This window comes from Simiduia curdlanivorans (assembly GCF_030409605.1).
Lineage (GTDB): Bacteria > Pseudomonadota > Gammaproteobacteria > Pseudomonadales > Cellvibrionaceae > Simiduia > Simiduia curdlanivorans.
In genome coordinates this window covers 1,640,792-1,656,914 of sequence record NZ_JAUFQG010000004.1, presented here as the reverse complement: position 1 = coordinate 1,656,914, position 16,123 = coordinate 1,640,792, and the positions used below count along the sequence as shown (strand labels likewise).

Genomic DNA, 16,123 nt, shown 5'->3' with positions numbered 1-16,123 from the left:
ATTAGACATTGCTTAATTAGCAACATCTGATTTAAACTTAAACATCGCTCACTCACGCTAGACACCGCCTATGAATAACTGGATCGATAACACTGTTCACGCGACCCTAAAAGGTGGCCTGCCGCTGTTCATCTTCATCATTTCGCTGCTTGCGGGTGTGCTCGCCCTGCAATTCACTGCGCGCGAAGAAGAGCCACAGATAGTGGTGCCCATGGTCGATGTGCTGGTGCAAGCCCCTGGCTTAGCGGCACAGCAAGTAGAAAAGCAGGTCACCACGCCGCTGGAAAAATTACTCGCCCAAATACCCGGTGTTGAACACGTCTACTCGCGCTCCATGACTGGTCGAGCCGCCGTTACGCTGCGCTTTTATGTGGGTGAAGACCGCGAAGACGCCATTCTCAACACCTACAACAAGTTATTCTCGAACCAAAATAAAATACCGGGCGTGGTCGAACAGTGGCTGGTGCGGCCGGTTGAGGTCGACGATGTGCCCATCATGGTGCTGGCGCTGTGGAGCGATAAGCCCGAGCGCTACACAGATTTCGAATTGCGCCGGTTCGCCGAAGAATTATCTACCTCCCTACAAGCGATTCCCCAAACCAGTGAAGTGAATGTGGTGGGTGGCAGGCCGCGCACTGTGACGGTGTACATAGACCCGGAAAGCTTGAGCGCGCGCAAAACCACCACCGCCGATATCGTTGCCGCACTGCAAGTGTCTAACCTGTTGCAATCGGGCGGCTATTGGGCGTTTAACAATCAAGCCATCGAAATGGAAAGCGGCGACTTTATTCGCAGCCTCGAGGAACTTAAACAACTGGTCGTCAATGTGATTGACGGCGTGCCGGTGTACTTACAAGAAGTTGCGCACATTAACGACGGCCCGGCCGAGCCCAGTTACTACACCTGGATAGATTTCGCACCCGGCCACCCCGCCTTTAAAGCGGCAAACGACGGCTACCCCATGGTGAGCTTATCCATTGCCAAGCAGCGCGGCTCCAACGCCGTTTCTGTTGCCGCTGCCGTACACGAATTAATGGCCGACGTCAGCGCCAAACTTTTGCCACCGGAAATACATCTCGAGGTGCTGCGCGACTACGGCCAGACCGCCGACGAAAAAGTCAACAACCTCACCAGCAGCCTCGGCTTCGCCATATTCACGGTGGTGATTTTTATCGGTGTCTTCCTCGGTTGGCGCCAGGCCTTGGTGGTCGGTTTAGCGGTGCCTATTTGCTATGGTGCCACACTCGGTTTAGACATGGCCTTTGGCTACACCATTAACCGCGTTACCCTGTTTGCGCTGATTTTATCGCTTGGCTTACTGGTCGACGACCCTATCACGGGGGTCGATAATATTTCGCGCTTTTTAAAAGACGGCAAAGGCGATAAAAGCGATCGTATCGTTGCCGCCATCGGTGAAATTAAAGTACCGCTGGTGATGTCCACTGTCAGTATTGTACTTGCCTTCGTACCGCTGGCATTTATCACCGGGATGATGGGGCCTTACATGGCACCCATGGCATTTAATGTGCCGGTTTCTGTGGTCGCCAGCACCTTAGTGGCCTTCTTAGTGACACCTTGGTTGGCATCGAAGCTTTTACGTGCCGATGACCCAAGCCAGGAACCCGTTAACGTAAACCAAGGTAGCCTATACCCGCGCCTGATTACACCTTTGTTAGAAAATCCGCGCAAAGCAAAGCTCGTACTCTGGTTAATGCTCGGGCTATTCCTAGGCGCGGCCCTTTTACCAATGATGCGCGCGGTACCACTAAAGCTGTTGCCCTTCGATAACAAAAACGAAGTGCAAATTATTGTCGACATGCCGGAAAGTAGCTCGCTGGAACAAACCGCGGCGATGACGCGTCGCATCTCCGCACAGGTAAGCCAAGTGCCGGAAGTGCGAGCCGTAGCAGCCTTTGTCGGCATTCCGTCGCCCATCGACTTCAATGGCATGGTGCGCCAATACTACCAACGCGAAGCGCCCCATACGGCAGACTTGCGCCTAACACTCATTGACAAAACAGAGCGAGAGCATCAATCGCACGGCGTTGTGCTTCGCTTGCGCGAACTACTTGCGCCACTAAACCAAGACGGCGTGAACATCAAAGTAGTTGAAGTCCCGCCAGGCCCACCGGTGTTAAGCACCTTAGTCGCGGAGATTTACGGTGATCGCTTCACCTCTTATCAGAGCCAACAAGCGGCGGCTAAAATCTTAATGGCTCGGCTAATGCGCGAAGCTCATGTCAGCGAAATTGATTCAACGGTAGAAGCGCAAAAAAGTCGCCAGCGCTTTATCGTCGACAAACAAAAGGCCGCGCTGTCGGGTGTATCTACCGATGACATCAATCAAACCTTGGCCATGGCCAACGCTGGTTACGCAGCCGGATTTTTACAGGGCTTTCAGCACACAGAGCGAGCGGCTAACCCGCTGCCGATTTACTTGCGCCTAGCGCCAGAAAACCGCGTGCACTTGAACGATTTTGCGCGCTTAAACGTCAAAGGCCGGGCCGGCATAGTGCAACAAAATACTTTACAGGGTTTGGAGAGCGCACCGCAGCCGCTTGTGCCCATTGGTGAACTTGGCCAGTTTGAGCAGGGCTACACCGATCACACGATTCACCACAAAGATTTAAAACCCGTCGCCTACGTAATGGCCGAACTTAACGGTCGCACGCCGGCAGAAGTCATCGCCGATGTAAATGCCGACATGAACCAACCGGCCGGTGAAGCACGTAGCGACTGGAAAAATAGAAACTTCATAGAAAGTTTTATCCGCGGCCCCGGCGACGGCTGGACCCTACCCGCTGGCACCAGCATCAAATGGACCGGTGAAGGTGAATGGCGAATCACCAAAGATGTGTTTAGAGATATGGGCCTCGCTTTCGCTTTTGCACTGGTGGCTATTTTTGCGGTGCTGTATTTGCAAACGGCGTCCACAGCCTTATCGCTCATTATCATGTCTGCAATTCCGCTCACCATTATTGGCATCATGCCTGGGTTTTGGTTGCTCAATCAATTTGGCGAGCGGACGATTGCCGGAAGCCCAGAGCCGGTGCTGTTCACCGCCACGGCGATGATCGGCATGATTGCATTGGCCGGTATTGTGGTGCGCAACTCGCTTATTTTAGTGGAATTTATTACTCAGGCGCGCGCCGCCGGCGCATCGATTAAAGAGGCGCTCGTCAACGCCGGCGCCGTGCGCATGCGCCCCGTTCTACTCACCGCGGGCACAACGCTGCTGGGTAATCTAGTGATTATTTTGGACCCGGTTTTTTCCGGGCTCGCACTCGCCATCATTTTCGGCATTATCGCCTCTACCCTATTTACCCTCATTGTCGTACCGGTGGTGTATCTGCTGGTATTCGGCGCAGAAGAAAATATGACTCAAGAAGGTTTAGCTCATGAATAGTCTGATTAAGCGTTGGGGCTTACCAACGCTAGCCGTCATCGTTTTATTATTAATGGTGGCTTGGATGGCCGGCTTGTTCAGCGATAAATTAGCGCCCGGTGCCGGGCAAAATGCCGAAAATAGTAACAACGTCAGTAGCGATCAAGGGCTTGAAGTAAGTTCCGCTACTTATGCCATCTATGAAGCGGTACCGGCGTCGGTAGAAGCCAAACAGGCAACGGTTATCTCGGCCCGCATCATGGCGCGCATCACCGCCATCAAGGTGCGCTCCGGCGATGACGTTAAACAAGGGCAATTATTACTCACCCTGGAAAAGACTGATTTAACCTCTAAAGCTAAACAGGCCGGCGAGCAAATTCGCGCAGTGAGCGCGCGGTTAACAGAAGCACAACAAAATTTAGAACGTGCCATTAAGTTGCAACAACAAGGCCTGCTCGCGGCCGCTGATTTAGATAAGGCGCGCGCCAACCACGATGCACTCACAGCCGACCTCGCCGCCGCGCAACAAGCCCTGCAAGAGGCGAATATCGCCGTCAGCTATGCTGAGATTAAAGCGCCCATCGACGGCCGTGTAGTGGACCGATTTGCCGAACCGGGCGATACCGCAGCGCCCGGTAGCAAACTGTTAACGCTCTATAACCCTCTCACCCTAAGGGTAGAAGCCCAAGTGCGCGAACAACTGGCACTGACACTAAAAGAAAACCAATTATTGCAGGTGGAAATTCCAGCGCTGAAATTAAAAATCGATGCCGAACTGGAAGAGCGAGTGCCCGCGGCCGACCCAGGGTCGCGCAGCTTTTTAATTAAAGTGCGCATGCCATTCAACGCCCAATTGCAGCCCGGCATGTACGCCCGCCTGCTGGTGCCAGCGGGAAGCCTTAAACAAATTCGCATTCCCGCCGATCGAATCGTGACTGTTGGCCAGCTGGACTTGGTTTGGGTATTACAAGATGGCCAGGCCTATCGCCGCTTCGTAAAACTCGGCAATACCTATGGCGGCGAGATAGAAGTTCTCTCTGGCTTAACCGACGGCGATAGGATTTTACCCATCCCGACACGGGCCGAAGCCACGCGACACTAAGCCCGCGACCTGTCCTAGAAGTCCCATGAATGAGTGCGGCCATCCGCGGCAGCACTCGTGGCCAAGGCCACGCTATTCAGCCTCTGCTTAAACGCACCAGCGCTTAAATCGCTTCAACCAGTTCGCTAAGCTGCTGGCCGTAAAGTCCAGGTAATCTAATGGGCTAGCTAAAAGTAATAATTAAAGTTTGCACCATTAGGGCGCACGACACCCTGTGCCACGCGCTGTTAAAAATAACCTTCCATTGGGCCGACTAAAATCTTGCGAGAGATCAACTAAACTGTATTTGCTGAGGCCGCGAAATGGCGCTTAGTAGTATTTAGCACCTAACTTTTGTAGTCTCTATAACGCAGGTACCCAACTCCGCAACACCTTGCAGACGCTATGCCCTATAAGGAAGAAAACTATGCTAGCACTCACCGCCAAAGACATTATGAAAACGGAAGTACTATTTGCCTACGAGGGTTGGTCGATCAAATACCTCGGTGAATTCTTTCGCAAACATAAGATAACCGGCGCCCCTGTCGTCGCATCCGATCATGAATTAGTCGGTGTGGTTAGCGTGACCGACGTCTTCAATTTTGAAAACTCAGGCCGAGAACAGAAACTCGCCAAACTGAAAGATTACTATCAAGAGTGCTACGCGCTCAATTTTCATGAGAAAGATTTAGAATCTTGGAGCCTGACCGCAGAAGAGAGCTGCACGGTTCATCAAATTATGAATAAGGAAGTGATATCGGTCGAGCCAAACTGCAATATTAAGGACATCTGCCGCACCATGGTCGGCAATGGCATTCATCGCGTATTCGTCACCCGCGACAAACAAATTGAGGGCGTTGTTTCCACCTCGGATATTCTCGGCCTTATTGCCGAAACGTAAAAGTGACAAAGCTGCAATGCGGGGGGCCGCCCCCTGCAAGCCATTATGGTGCACATAGATATTAGGCGCGCAAGAACTATTTTAGCTTGTGGCTTGAGGCTTGAGGCTTGAGGCTTGAGGCTTGAGGCTTGAGGCTTGAGGCTTGAGGCTTGAGGCTTGAGGCTTGAGGCTTGAGGCTTGAGGCTTGAGGCTTGAGGCTTGAGGCTTCCAATAGGCTAACAGATAAAAACTTAATTCATACAGGCTTTTAATTGCGCACGGTAACGACGCGACATTTTAAGCCTTTGCCCGCCCACCAAGGTGACGGTCCCATCGCCAGACTCGAGCGTTTCCAAGTGCGCTATACGCGCTAAATTAACCAACACCGAGCGGTGAATACGGCAAAATGCGCGCTCCGATACATCGGTCGCCATTTGTGCCATCGTAGTGCGCACGGGGTAAACGCGATCTTTCACATGAAGGTTGACATAATTCCCTGCAGACTCCATCCAATCCACATCCTTTAATTGAATCACGAACTCCTTGCCCAGCTTCTTTACTAAGAAACGCTCGCTCGTGCGCGCTTCGCTCTCCTCGCCCTCACCCACGAAGGCCGCCTCACCGGCCAAGCGCCCCACCACAAAGCGGTGGGTATAGCTAATGGCGAGAATCAAGGCATAGGTTAAAAAATCCTTCCGGTACTCATAGATAAACACCCAATCCCACTCATCCGGCTGATAGTCCCAGCCGATGGCATAGTAAATACACCCGCGCAAACCGAACATCAACAACACATGGCTGATAGAGACGAACACGCTAAACAAGAAGTGGCGCCAACCATTCCGAGACCAATAGCCCCAGCCCAGCGGGTAGCGCCGATCAAAACCAAGAATAAGCGGGAGCAACAAAACAAAGCTCAAAGCGCTAGTAGATTCCCATACAAAGGGCTCCCACGCGGCGGTGGCCTCGCCAGACAAGCGATGCTCCATCAAGACGCTGGTAGCATTAACGCTAACATCGAGCAAAATGGCGCCACCGAAAATAAGGATGTTCCACCAAACTTGATGGCGTTGATAATCTGCAAAGGTCAAAGTCTGTCTTCCTAGCTCTATGAACACTCACTGTAAACTGGCCACTATCTTAGGGCGAGCAGCCCTGGGGTGCTAGCCACTTAACCCCGCGAGCCGTCAGCTCATCACAAAGACCCGCAATTAGTCACTTAGGCCTTCTGCTTTTATAGCGATCTCGCCAATCTAGCGAAAAACTCAGAGGAACTCCCATGCAACGTCGCTATGATTTAGATTGGCTTAGAGTCATCGCCTTCTCTTTATTAATTCTCTATCACACGGGCATGATGTACGTAAGCTGGGATTGGCATATCACCAGCGCCTACCAAAGCGAAAGCCTCAAATGGCTGATGCAATGGGTTAACCCCTGGCGCCTGTCGCTGCTATTTTTTATCTCCGGCTGCGCGCTCTACTTTGCCTTGCAGCGCTACCGATCTGGCGTGTTACTGCGCCTCAGAACCGAGCGCCTGCTCATACCCTTAGTATTTGGCATTCTGGTCATTGTGCCACCACAGCTGTTCTTTGAGATGCGGCAAGCGGGCGAGAGCACCGGCAACTATTGGCAATTCTGGCTCGCCTACCTAACGCCCGATCACCCGCTATTTAGCCAGCATCGCACCCCGCTTTTTGGCCAAATGACCTGGAATCACCTTTGGTTCATCCCCTACCTCTGGTGTTACTCAGTGTTGATGCTCTTGGCTCAACGCTTGGTCGCACCGCTGATCCGCGGCTTAAGGTACCTAACATTGCCCACGCTTGTGCTGCTACCGGCAGGCTTGCTGACCCTATACGGTATGGTGCTAAAGCCCTACTACCCAGAGAGTCACGCCCTATTCAATGATTGGTATAATCACGCGCTGTATTTTACCGTTTTCTTGCTCGGCTATATTTTTGCCGGAAGCGACCATGTTTGGCAGCAGCTTAAAAACAAGCAGGTGCCGTTACTGGCCCTGGCATTTTGTTGCTACGGGTTATTGATGTGGGCTCGCTCATTGCCGGACGATTTGGTTCTCAGCCCCGCCGAAGAATTTTGGGGTGGCCATGTGTTTCTCGGCATAGAACTATTAAACATCTGGTGCTGGATATTGGCGCTGTGTAGCCTTGCGCAACGTTACGCCAACCACAACAGCCGGGTGCTGAAGTATGCTAATACCGCCGTCTACCCCTATTACATTTTGCACCAAACCCTAACCGTGAGCTTTGGCTATGGCATTGTTGCACTCAATCTAAAACCTTGGCTCGAACCCACGAGTATTGTTGTACTCACCTTTTTAGGCTGTATTCTTGGCTATGAAATTATCCGCCGGCAGCGCACCCTACGCTGGTTATTTGGCTTGGCGCCATTACCGACTAGCGCGCCAAAAATACCCAATCAGGTTTTGAGTGGCAGTGCATAATGGAAAAACGTTTGATCTAACTCCCAACCACATTTTTCATACAGTTCTTGCGCCTGAGTGTTATCGATCGCGGTGGCAAGTTCTAGTCGGTCGGCGCCCTGTTCACGGGCGAATTCAGCGGATGCTTTTAGCAAGGCTTCCGCCGCGCCTTGGCGCCGTGCAGATTTCGCAACAAACAAATCGTACAAGACAAAATATGGCGCGCAGGCGACCGAGCAAAAGGTTGGGTAAAGCTGGCTAAAGCCCATGAGCAACCCGGCCGATTCAGCAACAAAAATTATCGACTCCTGTGCCTGCATCCGCGCAGCCAGGTAAGTCTCGGCAAGCGTGAGATCAGATGCCTGTTGGTAAAAAATTCGATAGTCATTAAACAGTACAGATAGCTGAGCTACATCTTGTAAATTTGCTTTTCTAATGTTCAACATACTTTTCATAACCTTATCGAATTTAAATTAAGCCCAAGAGTAAACCTGCCTAGCCTACACTAAAACTAATGCACTCACTCTGCCATGCAAAAGAGGCTACATGCAGACCAGACCCGCTAACTACCTCTTCGCCCTCTGCCTAACGATTTTATGGTCTACGCCCCTCTTTGCCGCAGAATTAGACGAACTGGAATATATCACCGAAAATTACCCACCCTTCAATTACGTGGAAGGCGGTGTCTTGCGCGGTGAGGCCGTAGAATTGCTGATTGCGGCCACAGCACTTGCCGGCCACCCCATTATTGCTAAAAATATTCAGGTGCAACCTTGGGCCAGAGCCTTCCACAATACGCTTGAAGGCAGCAATCGCGTACTCTTTTCCACCACGCGCACTGCCGAACGGGAAAAGTTATTTCAGTGGGTGGGGCCCATTGGGCAAAATCACGTGGTACTCATTGCCAAACGCGCAAGAGGTATTAAATTAAAATCCCTAGATGGGTTGAACAAATTCAAAGTCGGCGCTGTACGCGACGACGTGGGCGAGCTATTTTTGCGCGAGTTGCACCTTGAAAAAACCATCATCACCCTTGGCGTCCAACCCGATAGTATTGCCAAAATGCTGCAGAGTGGGCGCGTAGATTTATGGGCCTATGGCGAATCCAGTGCATTGCAAACGCTAAAATCCATTGGTGCCAACCCACGGGATTACGAAGTTGTTCGGGTACTTAAAACTCTCGATCTTTACTATGCCTTTAATCGCGATATAGAGCCCCGCCTGGTTAAGCAACTGCAGGCGGCCATCGATACCATTAAAGGCGATGAAGCCCGCAAAATGAAAGAATTCCAATCTCGCGACAGCCAACTCTACCTACAGCCCAGCGACGCCAATACACCCTAAACAACTCACCGGAAACCGAGCCAAAGGTCGACTCAAACCGCTCAATACATAGTTAATTTACTTGCCACCAATCTGGCAGCAAAGCCTTTACCTTTCGTTGGCTAAAACGATCGTCCAATAAATACAAAACACCTCGGTCCTTGGTAGAGCGAATAATGCGCCCAGCCGCTTGCACCACCTTTTGCAAACCCGGGTATAAATACACATAGTCATAACCACTGCCAAAACAGGCATCCAAGCGCTGCTTTACGTCTTCGTTGACCGGATTGAATTGCGGCAAACCCAAGGTGGCAATGAAGGCGCCCACCAAGCGATCGCCGGTGAGGTCGATGCCCTCGCCAAAGGCGCCGCCCAACACCGCCAACCCTATGCCATTCGCCTGCGGTTGGAAATTTTCTACAAAAGCTTGCCGCTCGGTTTCGTTCATGCCTCGCTGCTGCTGCCATAGTGTCAATTCTGGAGCCGCTAGCTGCAGCGCAGTCGCAAGTTTTTCTAGATAATCAAAGCTGGAAAGAAACACCAAGTAATTACCCGGCTCTGCCTGATACTGCGTAAATATCTTGTCGACAATCAGGGGTAAGGATGTCTCGCGATGTTGATAGCGGGTTGAGATATCGCGACAAATCGTCACCCGCAATTGGCTGGCGGTAAAGGGCGACGGCACCATGAGGGTAACCGTATCCGCCGGCAAACCCAACAACTGACACTGATAATCTAAGGGTTTTAAAGTGGCAGAAAATAATACCGTGGCAACACTGTATTCGAAACGTGGCGCCAGCCAAGGCCCGGGCACGACATTGCGCAAATGAATCTCAGCCTCGCCGCGGCCGGTTTTTTCGCCGTCAAATATGTAGCTATCGTCGGCCAGCTCAGCAATGCGCAAACATTGGCCGGCGGCAAAAAATAATTCTTGTAGCGCGGGCTCAAGCGGCTGGCCTTTCTCCGCCTGCCAGCGCGAGCAGTCTGTGATGAGATTTTGCAGCGCGATAAGGAAATTATCCGGCAATTGATCAAAGGTAAAACGCTGCGCCAGCGCCTTGCCTTTTAGCAGCGCTTGCCAGCGCTTTTCCAAGACCTTAATCGGCGCGTGCAAGGCTTTGGGCGCGACCCGCAAGGCCCACTTACTCTGCGCGCGAGCGAGCCTAGCGGAGTACATAGCGCGGGCGCGTTCAATCAAGTTGTGGGCTTCGTCTACCAACACTGCAACCCGCCAATGCAAGCTCACCGCTAAGCCGTAAAGCAACGCGGAATCGTCAAAATAATAATTGTAGTCTGCCACCACAAGGTCGGCCCAGCGACACAGTTCCTGACTCAAATAGTAGGGGCAAATTTGGTGCTCCGCCGCTACCTTTTTAACGGTGTCGGCACTCATCCAACGCAAAGCCACGGCCGCGGCGCGGGCATCGGCTAAGCGATCGTAAAAGCCGCGCGCCAGAGGGCAAGAGTCGCCATGGCAGGCGAGATCCGGATGCTCACAGGCTTTGTCGCGAGCAATGAGTTCCAACACTTTTAAATCAGGCACTTTAAGTTGCGCTAGGCCATCAAGCGCCAGTGCGCGGCCAGGCGTTTTGGCGCAGAGATAGAAAATTTTATCGAGCTTTTCGCCAGCCTTCAGCACTGGAAACAAACTGGCCAAGGTCTTGCCGATACCGGTGGGCGCCTCGGCCAGTAAACAGCGCTCTGACTTAATTGCCTGATAAATATTTTCCGCAAGTTGGCGCTGCCCCCGTTGAAAATCAGGAAATGGAAAATTCAGCGCCCGCAGATTGTTATCCCGGTCTTGACGCAGTAGTAGTTCGGCCTTGGCCCAGCTGAGAAAGGCGCCACACGTGTCGCACCAAAACGCGGCCAGCAACTCCGCACGCCAGTGCTCAACCAACAAGTGTTCACTGTTGTCAGCCGCGTCGATATATACCAAAGTTAAGGTTATGGTTTCAAGCTGGTCTTGTTGGCACAGGAGGTGACCATAGATTTTTAACTGAGCCCAATGTAATTGCCGATGATTGTCGGGCATTTTGTCGAGCCTACCGCGAAAACTTTTCACCTCTTCCAAGGTTTGCGTGGGCACTATCCAACCATCGGCTCTACCGCTCACCCGCAGATTTTCAAACTCACCCTGCAAACGAATCTCGGCTTGATAATGATCACCGTGTTCGGCACGCCGTCGCCTAGCCACGAGTTGATGTAATTCAACACCTTCTGCTGCAGTGGTGGCCGGGGTAAAACGCAGGTCCAAATCGCCGCGCTTAGCCGCGAATTCACACAGCGACCGCACGGAAACCTTGTAACCAATGTCAGCCATTGAAGCCCCTAATAATGGCGCATTTGTACTCATGGCTGCTGCCACTCTACATAGCAAACCTCAGCGGCTATATCATTATGTCGAAAAAATTCGAGCCAGCGCAGCTGATTATCTTGCAGCTTGTCGCCCGGGCCCTTCACTTCAATTAAACGAAAACACCGCTGCGCAGGAAGAAATTGTATGAGGTCAGGAAAACCGGCGCTATTGGCCTTTAAGTCGAATAACATGCGGGTAAATATCGCGCTTAACTGTTCTGGCGCTATGCAATCTAAGGCTAAGGCTACTAGGTCTTCGCTAAGCTGTGCCCAATTCACCAGAGGCGACTGCAAACCTTGCTTATCGCGGTAACGCTGCAGCAAGGTTGCTTTATAGTTATCAGCAACTAACAGCTGCCAACATTCCTGTATGCGTTCGGCCCGACGCTCGGCAAAACGTTGATGATATAGATCCTTCGGCCGCGCTTGAAAAGGGTTAAAGAAGGCACCCTGCACGGGAGCATAAATAGCTGGCCAAAAAAACAAGCCAAATAAGCCGGTCCACAAATAATTCTCAACCCAGAACACCGGCGCCTGCGCACAATGTAAATGCTCGGCCACCGCCTGTTCGACGCGCCACTCGCCAAACTTTAAAGTCAGCTGTGATGAAGCCGGGCGAAATACTGGGGGCTTTTCCGATTCAATACCCAGCGCCCGCTGCAGGCGCGGCCTAGCCCGCTCAAGTTGTTGTCGCTCTGCCTCGCTGTATGGCGCCGCTAAGGCCTCCGTTAACAGGGCAAGCGCCTCCTGCTGGCGGGCCAATTTTTCCAGTACCCGCACACGCCTAGCCCGCGCTTCACTAAAACCACAATTTACGTAAACGTCTAAGGCGCGCTCGTAGTCTTTCGCTTGCTCTAACTTCACCCCGAATTGAAAGCCAAACCGGTGCTGGCGCCGCGCCAACCAATCCGGCGAACTGGCAGCGCTAGGCATGCTCGCCAAGGCCGCGGAAATATCGCCATCTTGCTCAAATTTCTCGCGCGCTCTTTGTAATTGTTGATAAACCTCTAGATCTCGGCGATGGGTAAAACTTAGACACTTGCTGCTAAAGGCTACTCGCTCGTACTGAAACACACCCAACTCTGCCAACACAAATTCGCTCAACGCCTGATAGTGATTGCCAAAAAACAACAAGCGATAAACATCGCTCAACGGCATGATTGTCACGGCCAATAAATCACCGGTGAAATCCTTAGTCTTAGGTAGCAAAAGTTCTGCTTCATTAAACCAGTCATCCCAGGGTTTAGTGCCGGGATACAACTGCGCAAACTCTGCTTGCCACTGGGTCTTCGAGCCGGCGTATTTACCCAGCCAAGTGGTTAATTCCTGACGGGTTAAAAACGTGAATACCTCGTTTATGCTTACCTGTGGGCTTAGCGTCAACCAACCCAGTTGCGTGAGCGGTTCGAGGGCTTGAGAGATATCAGGAATTTCCTCGTAGGCGATCTTACTCAAGCGAAAATATTCGCCTTTGCGAGTGATCAACCGCGTAAGCAAGGCCTGCGCCGGTTCAGACAGCTGAAAAAAATTATCGGCGTAACAGGTTTCGGCTTCACTTAACAAGTCGACATAGCGCGACCGCACCCACTGCAATAAAGTGCGGTAATTATGCAAATAATACAGTGGTGCAGGTTGAACCGATTTCACACTTTACCCTACTTGCGAAACGCGCGTGCTTCAATGGTGCAAGCGCGCCAGTTGCTTGTCGTGCCAGCGGGATAAAAACACAAGGGCACACATCGCTCCAAGCAAGGCTAGAGCCATATCGGATTGGGTATCCCACACATAACCTTGCGTACCCAAGAACGCCTCGGCCGACTCACCACTAGTGGCACCCACCCACCATTCAAGTAATTCGTAAAAAGCGCTAAAGGCTAAACAGATGCTCACCACAAACACATTTAGCCAGGCGCGGCCATTAACCACGGATTTACGAATAAGAATTTCCCGCGCTAAAATGGCGGGCACGAAACCTTGAACAAAGTGCCCCACTTTGTCGTAATTGTTGCGCTCGAAGCCAAACCACTCCTTCATGCTGTCGAACAAAGGCACTTCCGCGTAGGTGTAATGGCCGCCCACCATCAACACAATACAATGGCCAAGAATTAAAACAGATAACATTTGCGTGAGCGGGAAGCGCCGATAAGTAGCCAACAAAACCAGCAAGCCAATTAACGCCGGCGCCACCTCCAAAAACCAAGTAAAGCGATCTTTCGGGTCTATTGCCGACCACACAAACACCAACGCAAAAATGGTTAACCAGAGTATTTCCGAAAGTTTCATGTTGTTACCTGTTTATGATTGTTAACCGCTCAACAAAGCTGCGAACTAAAGATCAAGATCGAGTTGCCGCACCATGGCCTCTGCCAAGGCCTGATTATTGCGTAAACGCAAGGCGTGTACCACCGACTGCTGATCAACCTTGGAACGGTTTTGGCTCAACTTAAATTTCAAGTCGACTCGCTCTAACGCTATCTCGAATCCGACAATGGCCTTAATCATGCCGGGGTTATAGTCGGGCTGCCAAGGAGTTGCCTCACCCGCCTCGTATTGGTGGGTTAATTGGCGCAGCAAATCGTGCACAGCCTGTTCATCCTCAATCAGTTGGCAAGTACCGTATACATGCGCAGCCTGATAATTCCACGTGGGCACACCTGAAGAGTGATACCAGCTAGGCGATACATAACCATGGGGGCCGGCAAAGGTACACTGCACTTTCTGCCCGGCCAAGGCCTTGGCCTGGGGATTCGCCAAAGCGACATGCCCCAACAAGCGCCGCCCTTCCCGATCCAACAGCAAGGGCAAATGGCTACAAAACAACTCGCCATCCATCAAACCCGTTAACTGGGCAAAGCCATGGGCATCGATAAAATCAAACGCAGCGGCTTCATCACCACCATCAAAATATTTGGGGACGTACATCTGCATGCTCCTTTGCTAAAAGCAGACATGGTAATAGCGTGGCGTTTAGATCACTAGCCGAACTTAGCGACGGAAAGATCAAGCGTTTTTAACCTATTGCGGTACAACAACCCAAGAATCTAACCGCTCGCTACCCGCGTGCGCCCCACGTGAGTTAAAGGCACTCTAAAAATCCAGCAACGGGCTTTTGACTGCCTGACCACCACGGTTCAACACATGGGTATAAATTTCCGTTGTTTTAACATCGGCGTGGCCCAACTGCGTCTGCACGGTGCGAATATCTGCGCCGCCTTCAAGTAAGTGAGTGGCGAATGAATGGCGCAATGTGTGGCAGGTAGCCGGCTTATGAATATCAGCTTTGCGCACGGCGGCGGTTACTGCGCGTTGGGCAACGGATTCAACGGTATGGTGGCGCCTATGTTTACCCGAGCGAGGATCACGACTCCATTGATCAGCAGGAAATAAATACTGCCAGCCCAATTCAAAGGGCGCGCGTGGGTATTTTCGATCTAAGGCATGAGGTAGGTACACGCCGTCCCACAGTGCCTCTGAACAATCCCTCTGAAATAGGCCAGTGACTATTGTCACTTGTGCCTTTAGGGCTTTAACCAAATGAGGAGACAATGTTGTAATTCGCGACTTCCGCCCCTTGCCATCTCGCACGTAAACACATAGCCGATCAAAATCGATGTCCTGCACCCGCAATCGCACCGTTTCCATCACGCGTAACCCTGAGCCATACATCAGTCCCGCACACAGCCTTGTTGGCCCTTGCATGTGAGCAAACAACCTACGCACCTCATCGTGCGTCAGCACGGTTGGCAGTTTTAAGGGGCCTTTAGCTTTATGAAAATCGGAAAAGTCTCCGGGCTCGACCCCCAAAACTGCACGGTACATGAATACAATGGCATTGAGTGCCGTCTTCTGCGTATTCGGGCTGACATTGCGCTCGAGCGCCAAGTGATTTAAGTAGTTACGAATAGCGAGGGCGCCACCAATTTCTTCTCTTGCCTTGCACCGACTAAACCGCAAATATCCACCCACCCAATAAAGATAGGTGTGCTCGGTTTTAATACTGTAATGCTTGGCGCGAATGGCATCGCGCAATTCCTGCATAAAGGCTGACTTCATCCCTGAACACCCATTTAAGCTGTTTTTTTATACAGTATATAGGGGTAGGCACTTTCGTCAATGTGATATATGCCTCCGAGGCGTATTATTTTGCGCCCCTTTTTAAGATTTGTGGTAACGTCTTGAAATTAAAGGGAGAGTTAGGGCTGGCACGATAGTTCTGCTCTGGATATATGCCTCGGAGGCGTAATATATTGCGCCTCCGAGGCATTGAATATGGCTGTTAAAGTTCTCTGCAAAAAAGATTGGCTCGGTGCAGAGAATCAGCACAGAGCAAGAATGCAGTAATCGGTATCAGGGAATGTGCCGCGTCCATATCGCAGTTCCTTCCTTTATACTTTTGAGTTTCGCAGGGTCATTAACTATGGCATTCTTGCGGGTAATATTAATTAGGTGTGGCATCGCTGGCGCTCCGCGAAGTACTTCGTAGCAAGGGCAAGTGTCGCACCTTAACAATCGCAACCAGCCGACTCGCTAACGCTCTCGGCTGTTACGGGCGTTAATGTTCTCTGCATTTTTGGAAGGTTACGGTTCTAGTAATCAGCATTGAGCAAGTTTTAGAAAGCGGTATCAAGGAACGTGCCGCGTAAATATCGCAGT

Annotated in this window: 12 protein-coding genes; 5 read left to right on the top strand and 7 right to left on the bottom strand. The window is 51.5% G+C overall.

Going from position 1 to position 16,123, the window contains the following annotated elements; translation table 11 throughout:
• Nucleotides 1-70: 70 nt before the first annotated feature.
• The 3 genes from QWY82_RS07445 (at nt 71) to QWY82_RS07435 (ending at nt 5,367) form a co-directional block, all read left to right on the top strand.
• Nucleotides 71-3,406, top strand: coding sequence for an efflux RND transporter permease subunit (locus tag QWY82_RS07445; RefSeq protein ID WP_290260983.1), 3,336 nt, complete (start codon nt 71-73; stop codon nt 3,404-3,406).
• Nucleotides 3,399-4,487 (top strand): efflux RND transporter periplasmic adaptor subunit, encoded by a 1,089-nt coding sequence (locus tag QWY82_RS07440; protein WP_290260981.1) that lies wholly within the window; start codon nt 3,399-3,401, stop codon nt 4,485-4,487. Before QWY82_RS07445 ends, QWY82_RS07440 begins: the two co-directional genes overlap by 8 nt.
• Before the next feature lie 406 nt (nt 4,488-4,893).
• Nucleotides 4,894-5,367: a CBS domain-containing protein gene (locus QWY82_RS07435; RefSeq protein ID WP_290260978.1), complete on the top strand. Its 474-nt coding sequence runs from the start codon at nt 4,894-4,896 to the stop codon at nt 5,365-5,367.
• A gap of 230 nt (nt 5,368-5,597) precedes the next feature.
• Here the strand turns inward: QWY82_RS07435 and QWY82_RS07430 are convergent, their stop codons facing one another.
• A complete protein-coding gene (locus QWY82_RS07430) occupies nt 5,598-6,437 on the bottom strand; it encodes a LytR/AlgR family response regulator transcription factor (protein WP_290260976.1) in 840 nt (279 codons plus the stop codon).
• 188 nt (nt 6,438-6,625) lie between these two features.
• Between QWY82_RS07430 and QWY82_RS07425 the strand changes: the two genes are divergently transcribed.
• Nucleotides 6,626-7,810, top strand: a complete 1,185-nt coding sequence (locus QWY82_RS07425) for an acyltransferase family protein (RefSeq protein WP_290260974.1) — start codon at nt 6,626-6,628, stop codon at nt 7,808-7,810.
• Here QWY82_RS07425 and QWY82_RS07420 read toward each other — a convergent pair.
• On the bottom strand, nt 7,786-8,235 hold the full coding sequence (locus tag QWY82_RS07420; RefSeq protein WP_290260972.1) for a GNAT family N-acetyltransferase: 450 nt from the start codon (nt 8,233-8,235) through the stop codon (nt 7,786-7,788). The two genes, QWY82_RS07425 and QWY82_RS07420, sit on opposite strands and share 25 nt — an antisense overlap.
• Nucleotides 8,236-8,335: 100 nt before the next feature.
• On the opposite strand from QWY82_RS07420, the gene QWY82_RS07415 reads away from it, so the two are divergent.
• The gene (locus QWY82_RS07415; protein WP_290260971.1) at nt 8,336-9,133 is read left to right on the top strand and encodes a substrate-binding periplasmic protein; all 798 of its coding nucleotides are present in this window, start codon (nt 8,336-8,338) and stop codon (nt 9,131-9,133) included.
• Between the two features lie 52 nt (nt 9,134-9,185).
• Here QWY82_RS07415 and QWY82_RS07410 read toward each other — a convergent pair whose 3' ends face one another.
• The 5 genes from QWY82_RS07410 to QWY82_RS07390 all read right to left on the bottom strand — a co-directional run bounded on the left by QWY82_RS07410 (nt 9,186) and on the right by QWY82_RS07390 (nt 15,523).
• Nucleotides 9,186-11,435 carry an ATP-dependent DNA helicase gene (locus QWY82_RS07410; protein ID WP_290260969.1) on the bottom strand — a complete coding sequence of 750 codons (2,250 nt, stop codon included), beginning with the start codon at nt 11,433-11,435 and terminating at the stop codon, nt 9,186-9,188.
• Between the two features lie 29 nt (nt 11,436-11,464).
• On the bottom strand, nt 11,465-13,117 hold the full coding sequence (locus tag QWY82_RS07405; RefSeq protein WP_290260967.1) for a VRR-NUC domain-containing protein: 1,653 nt from the start codon (nt 13,115-13,117) through the stop codon (nt 11,465-11,467).
• A 30-nt stretch (nt 13,118-13,147) separates the two neighbouring features.
• Nucleotides 13,148-13,753 carry a DUF2238 domain-containing protein gene (locus QWY82_RS07400; RefSeq protein WP_290260964.1) on the bottom strand — a complete coding sequence of 202 codons (606 nt, stop codon included), beginning with the start codon at nt 13,751-13,753 and terminating at the stop codon, nt 13,148-13,150.
• 45 nt (nt 13,754-13,798) lie between these two features.
• The gene (locus tag QWY82_RS07395) at nt 13,799-14,392 is read right to left on the bottom strand and encodes an FMN-binding negative transcriptional regulator (protein WP_290260962.1); all 594 of its coding nucleotides are present in this window, start codon (nt 14,390-14,392) and stop codon (nt 13,799-13,801) included.
• A gap of 165 nt (nt 14,393-14,557) precedes the next feature.
• Entirely contained in the window at nt 14,558-15,523 is a 966-nt protein-coding gene (locus QWY82_RS07390) for an integron integrase (protein WP_290260960.1), read from the bottom strand.
• Nucleotides 15,524-16,123 lie beyond the last annotated feature (600 nt).

What these genes read in the sequence shown, in the direction of transcription:
- QWY82_RS07445 (WP_290260983.1), top strand. Translation starts at nt 71, where the DNA reads ATGAATAACTGGATCGATAACACTGTTCACGCGACCCTAAAAGGTGGC.
- QWY82_RS07440 (WP_290260981.1), top strand. Translation starts at nt 3,399, where the DNA reads ATGAATAGTCTGATTAAGCGTTGGGGCTTACCAACGCTAGCCGTCATC.
- QWY82_RS07435 (WP_290260978.1), top strand. Translation starts at nt 4,894, where the DNA reads ATGCTAGCACTCACCGCCAAAGACATTATGAAAACGGAAGTACTATTT.
- QWY82_RS07425 (WP_290260974.1), top strand. Translation starts at nt 6,626, where the DNA reads ATGCAACGTCGCTATGATTTAGATTGGCTTAGAGTCATCGCCTTCTCT.
- QWY82_RS07420 (WP_290260972.1), bottom strand. Translation starts at nt 8,235, where the DNA reads ATGTTGAACATTAGAAAAGCAAATTTACAAGATGTAGCTCAGCTATCT.
- QWY82_RS07415 (WP_290260971.1), top strand. Translation starts at nt 8,336, where the DNA reads ATGCAGACCAGACCCGCTAACTACCTCTTCGCCCTCTGCCTAACGATT.
- QWY82_RS07410 (WP_290260969.1), bottom strand. Translation starts at nt 11,435, where the DNA reads ATGGCTGACATTGGTTACAAGGTTTCCGTGCGGTCGCTGTGTGAATTC.
- QWY82_RS07400 (WP_290260964.1), bottom strand. Translation starts at nt 13,753, where the DNA reads ATGAAACTTTCGGAAATACTCTGGTTAACCATTTTTGCGTTGGTGTTT.
- QWY82_RS07395 (WP_290260962.1), bottom strand. Translation starts at nt 14,392, where the DNA reads ATGTACGTCCCCAAATATTTTGATGGTGGTGATGAAGCCGCTGCGTTT.
- QWY82_RS07390 (WP_290260960.1), bottom strand. Translation starts at nt 15,523, where the DNA reads ATGAAGTCAGCCTTTATGCAGGAATTGCGCGATGCCATTCGCGCCAAG.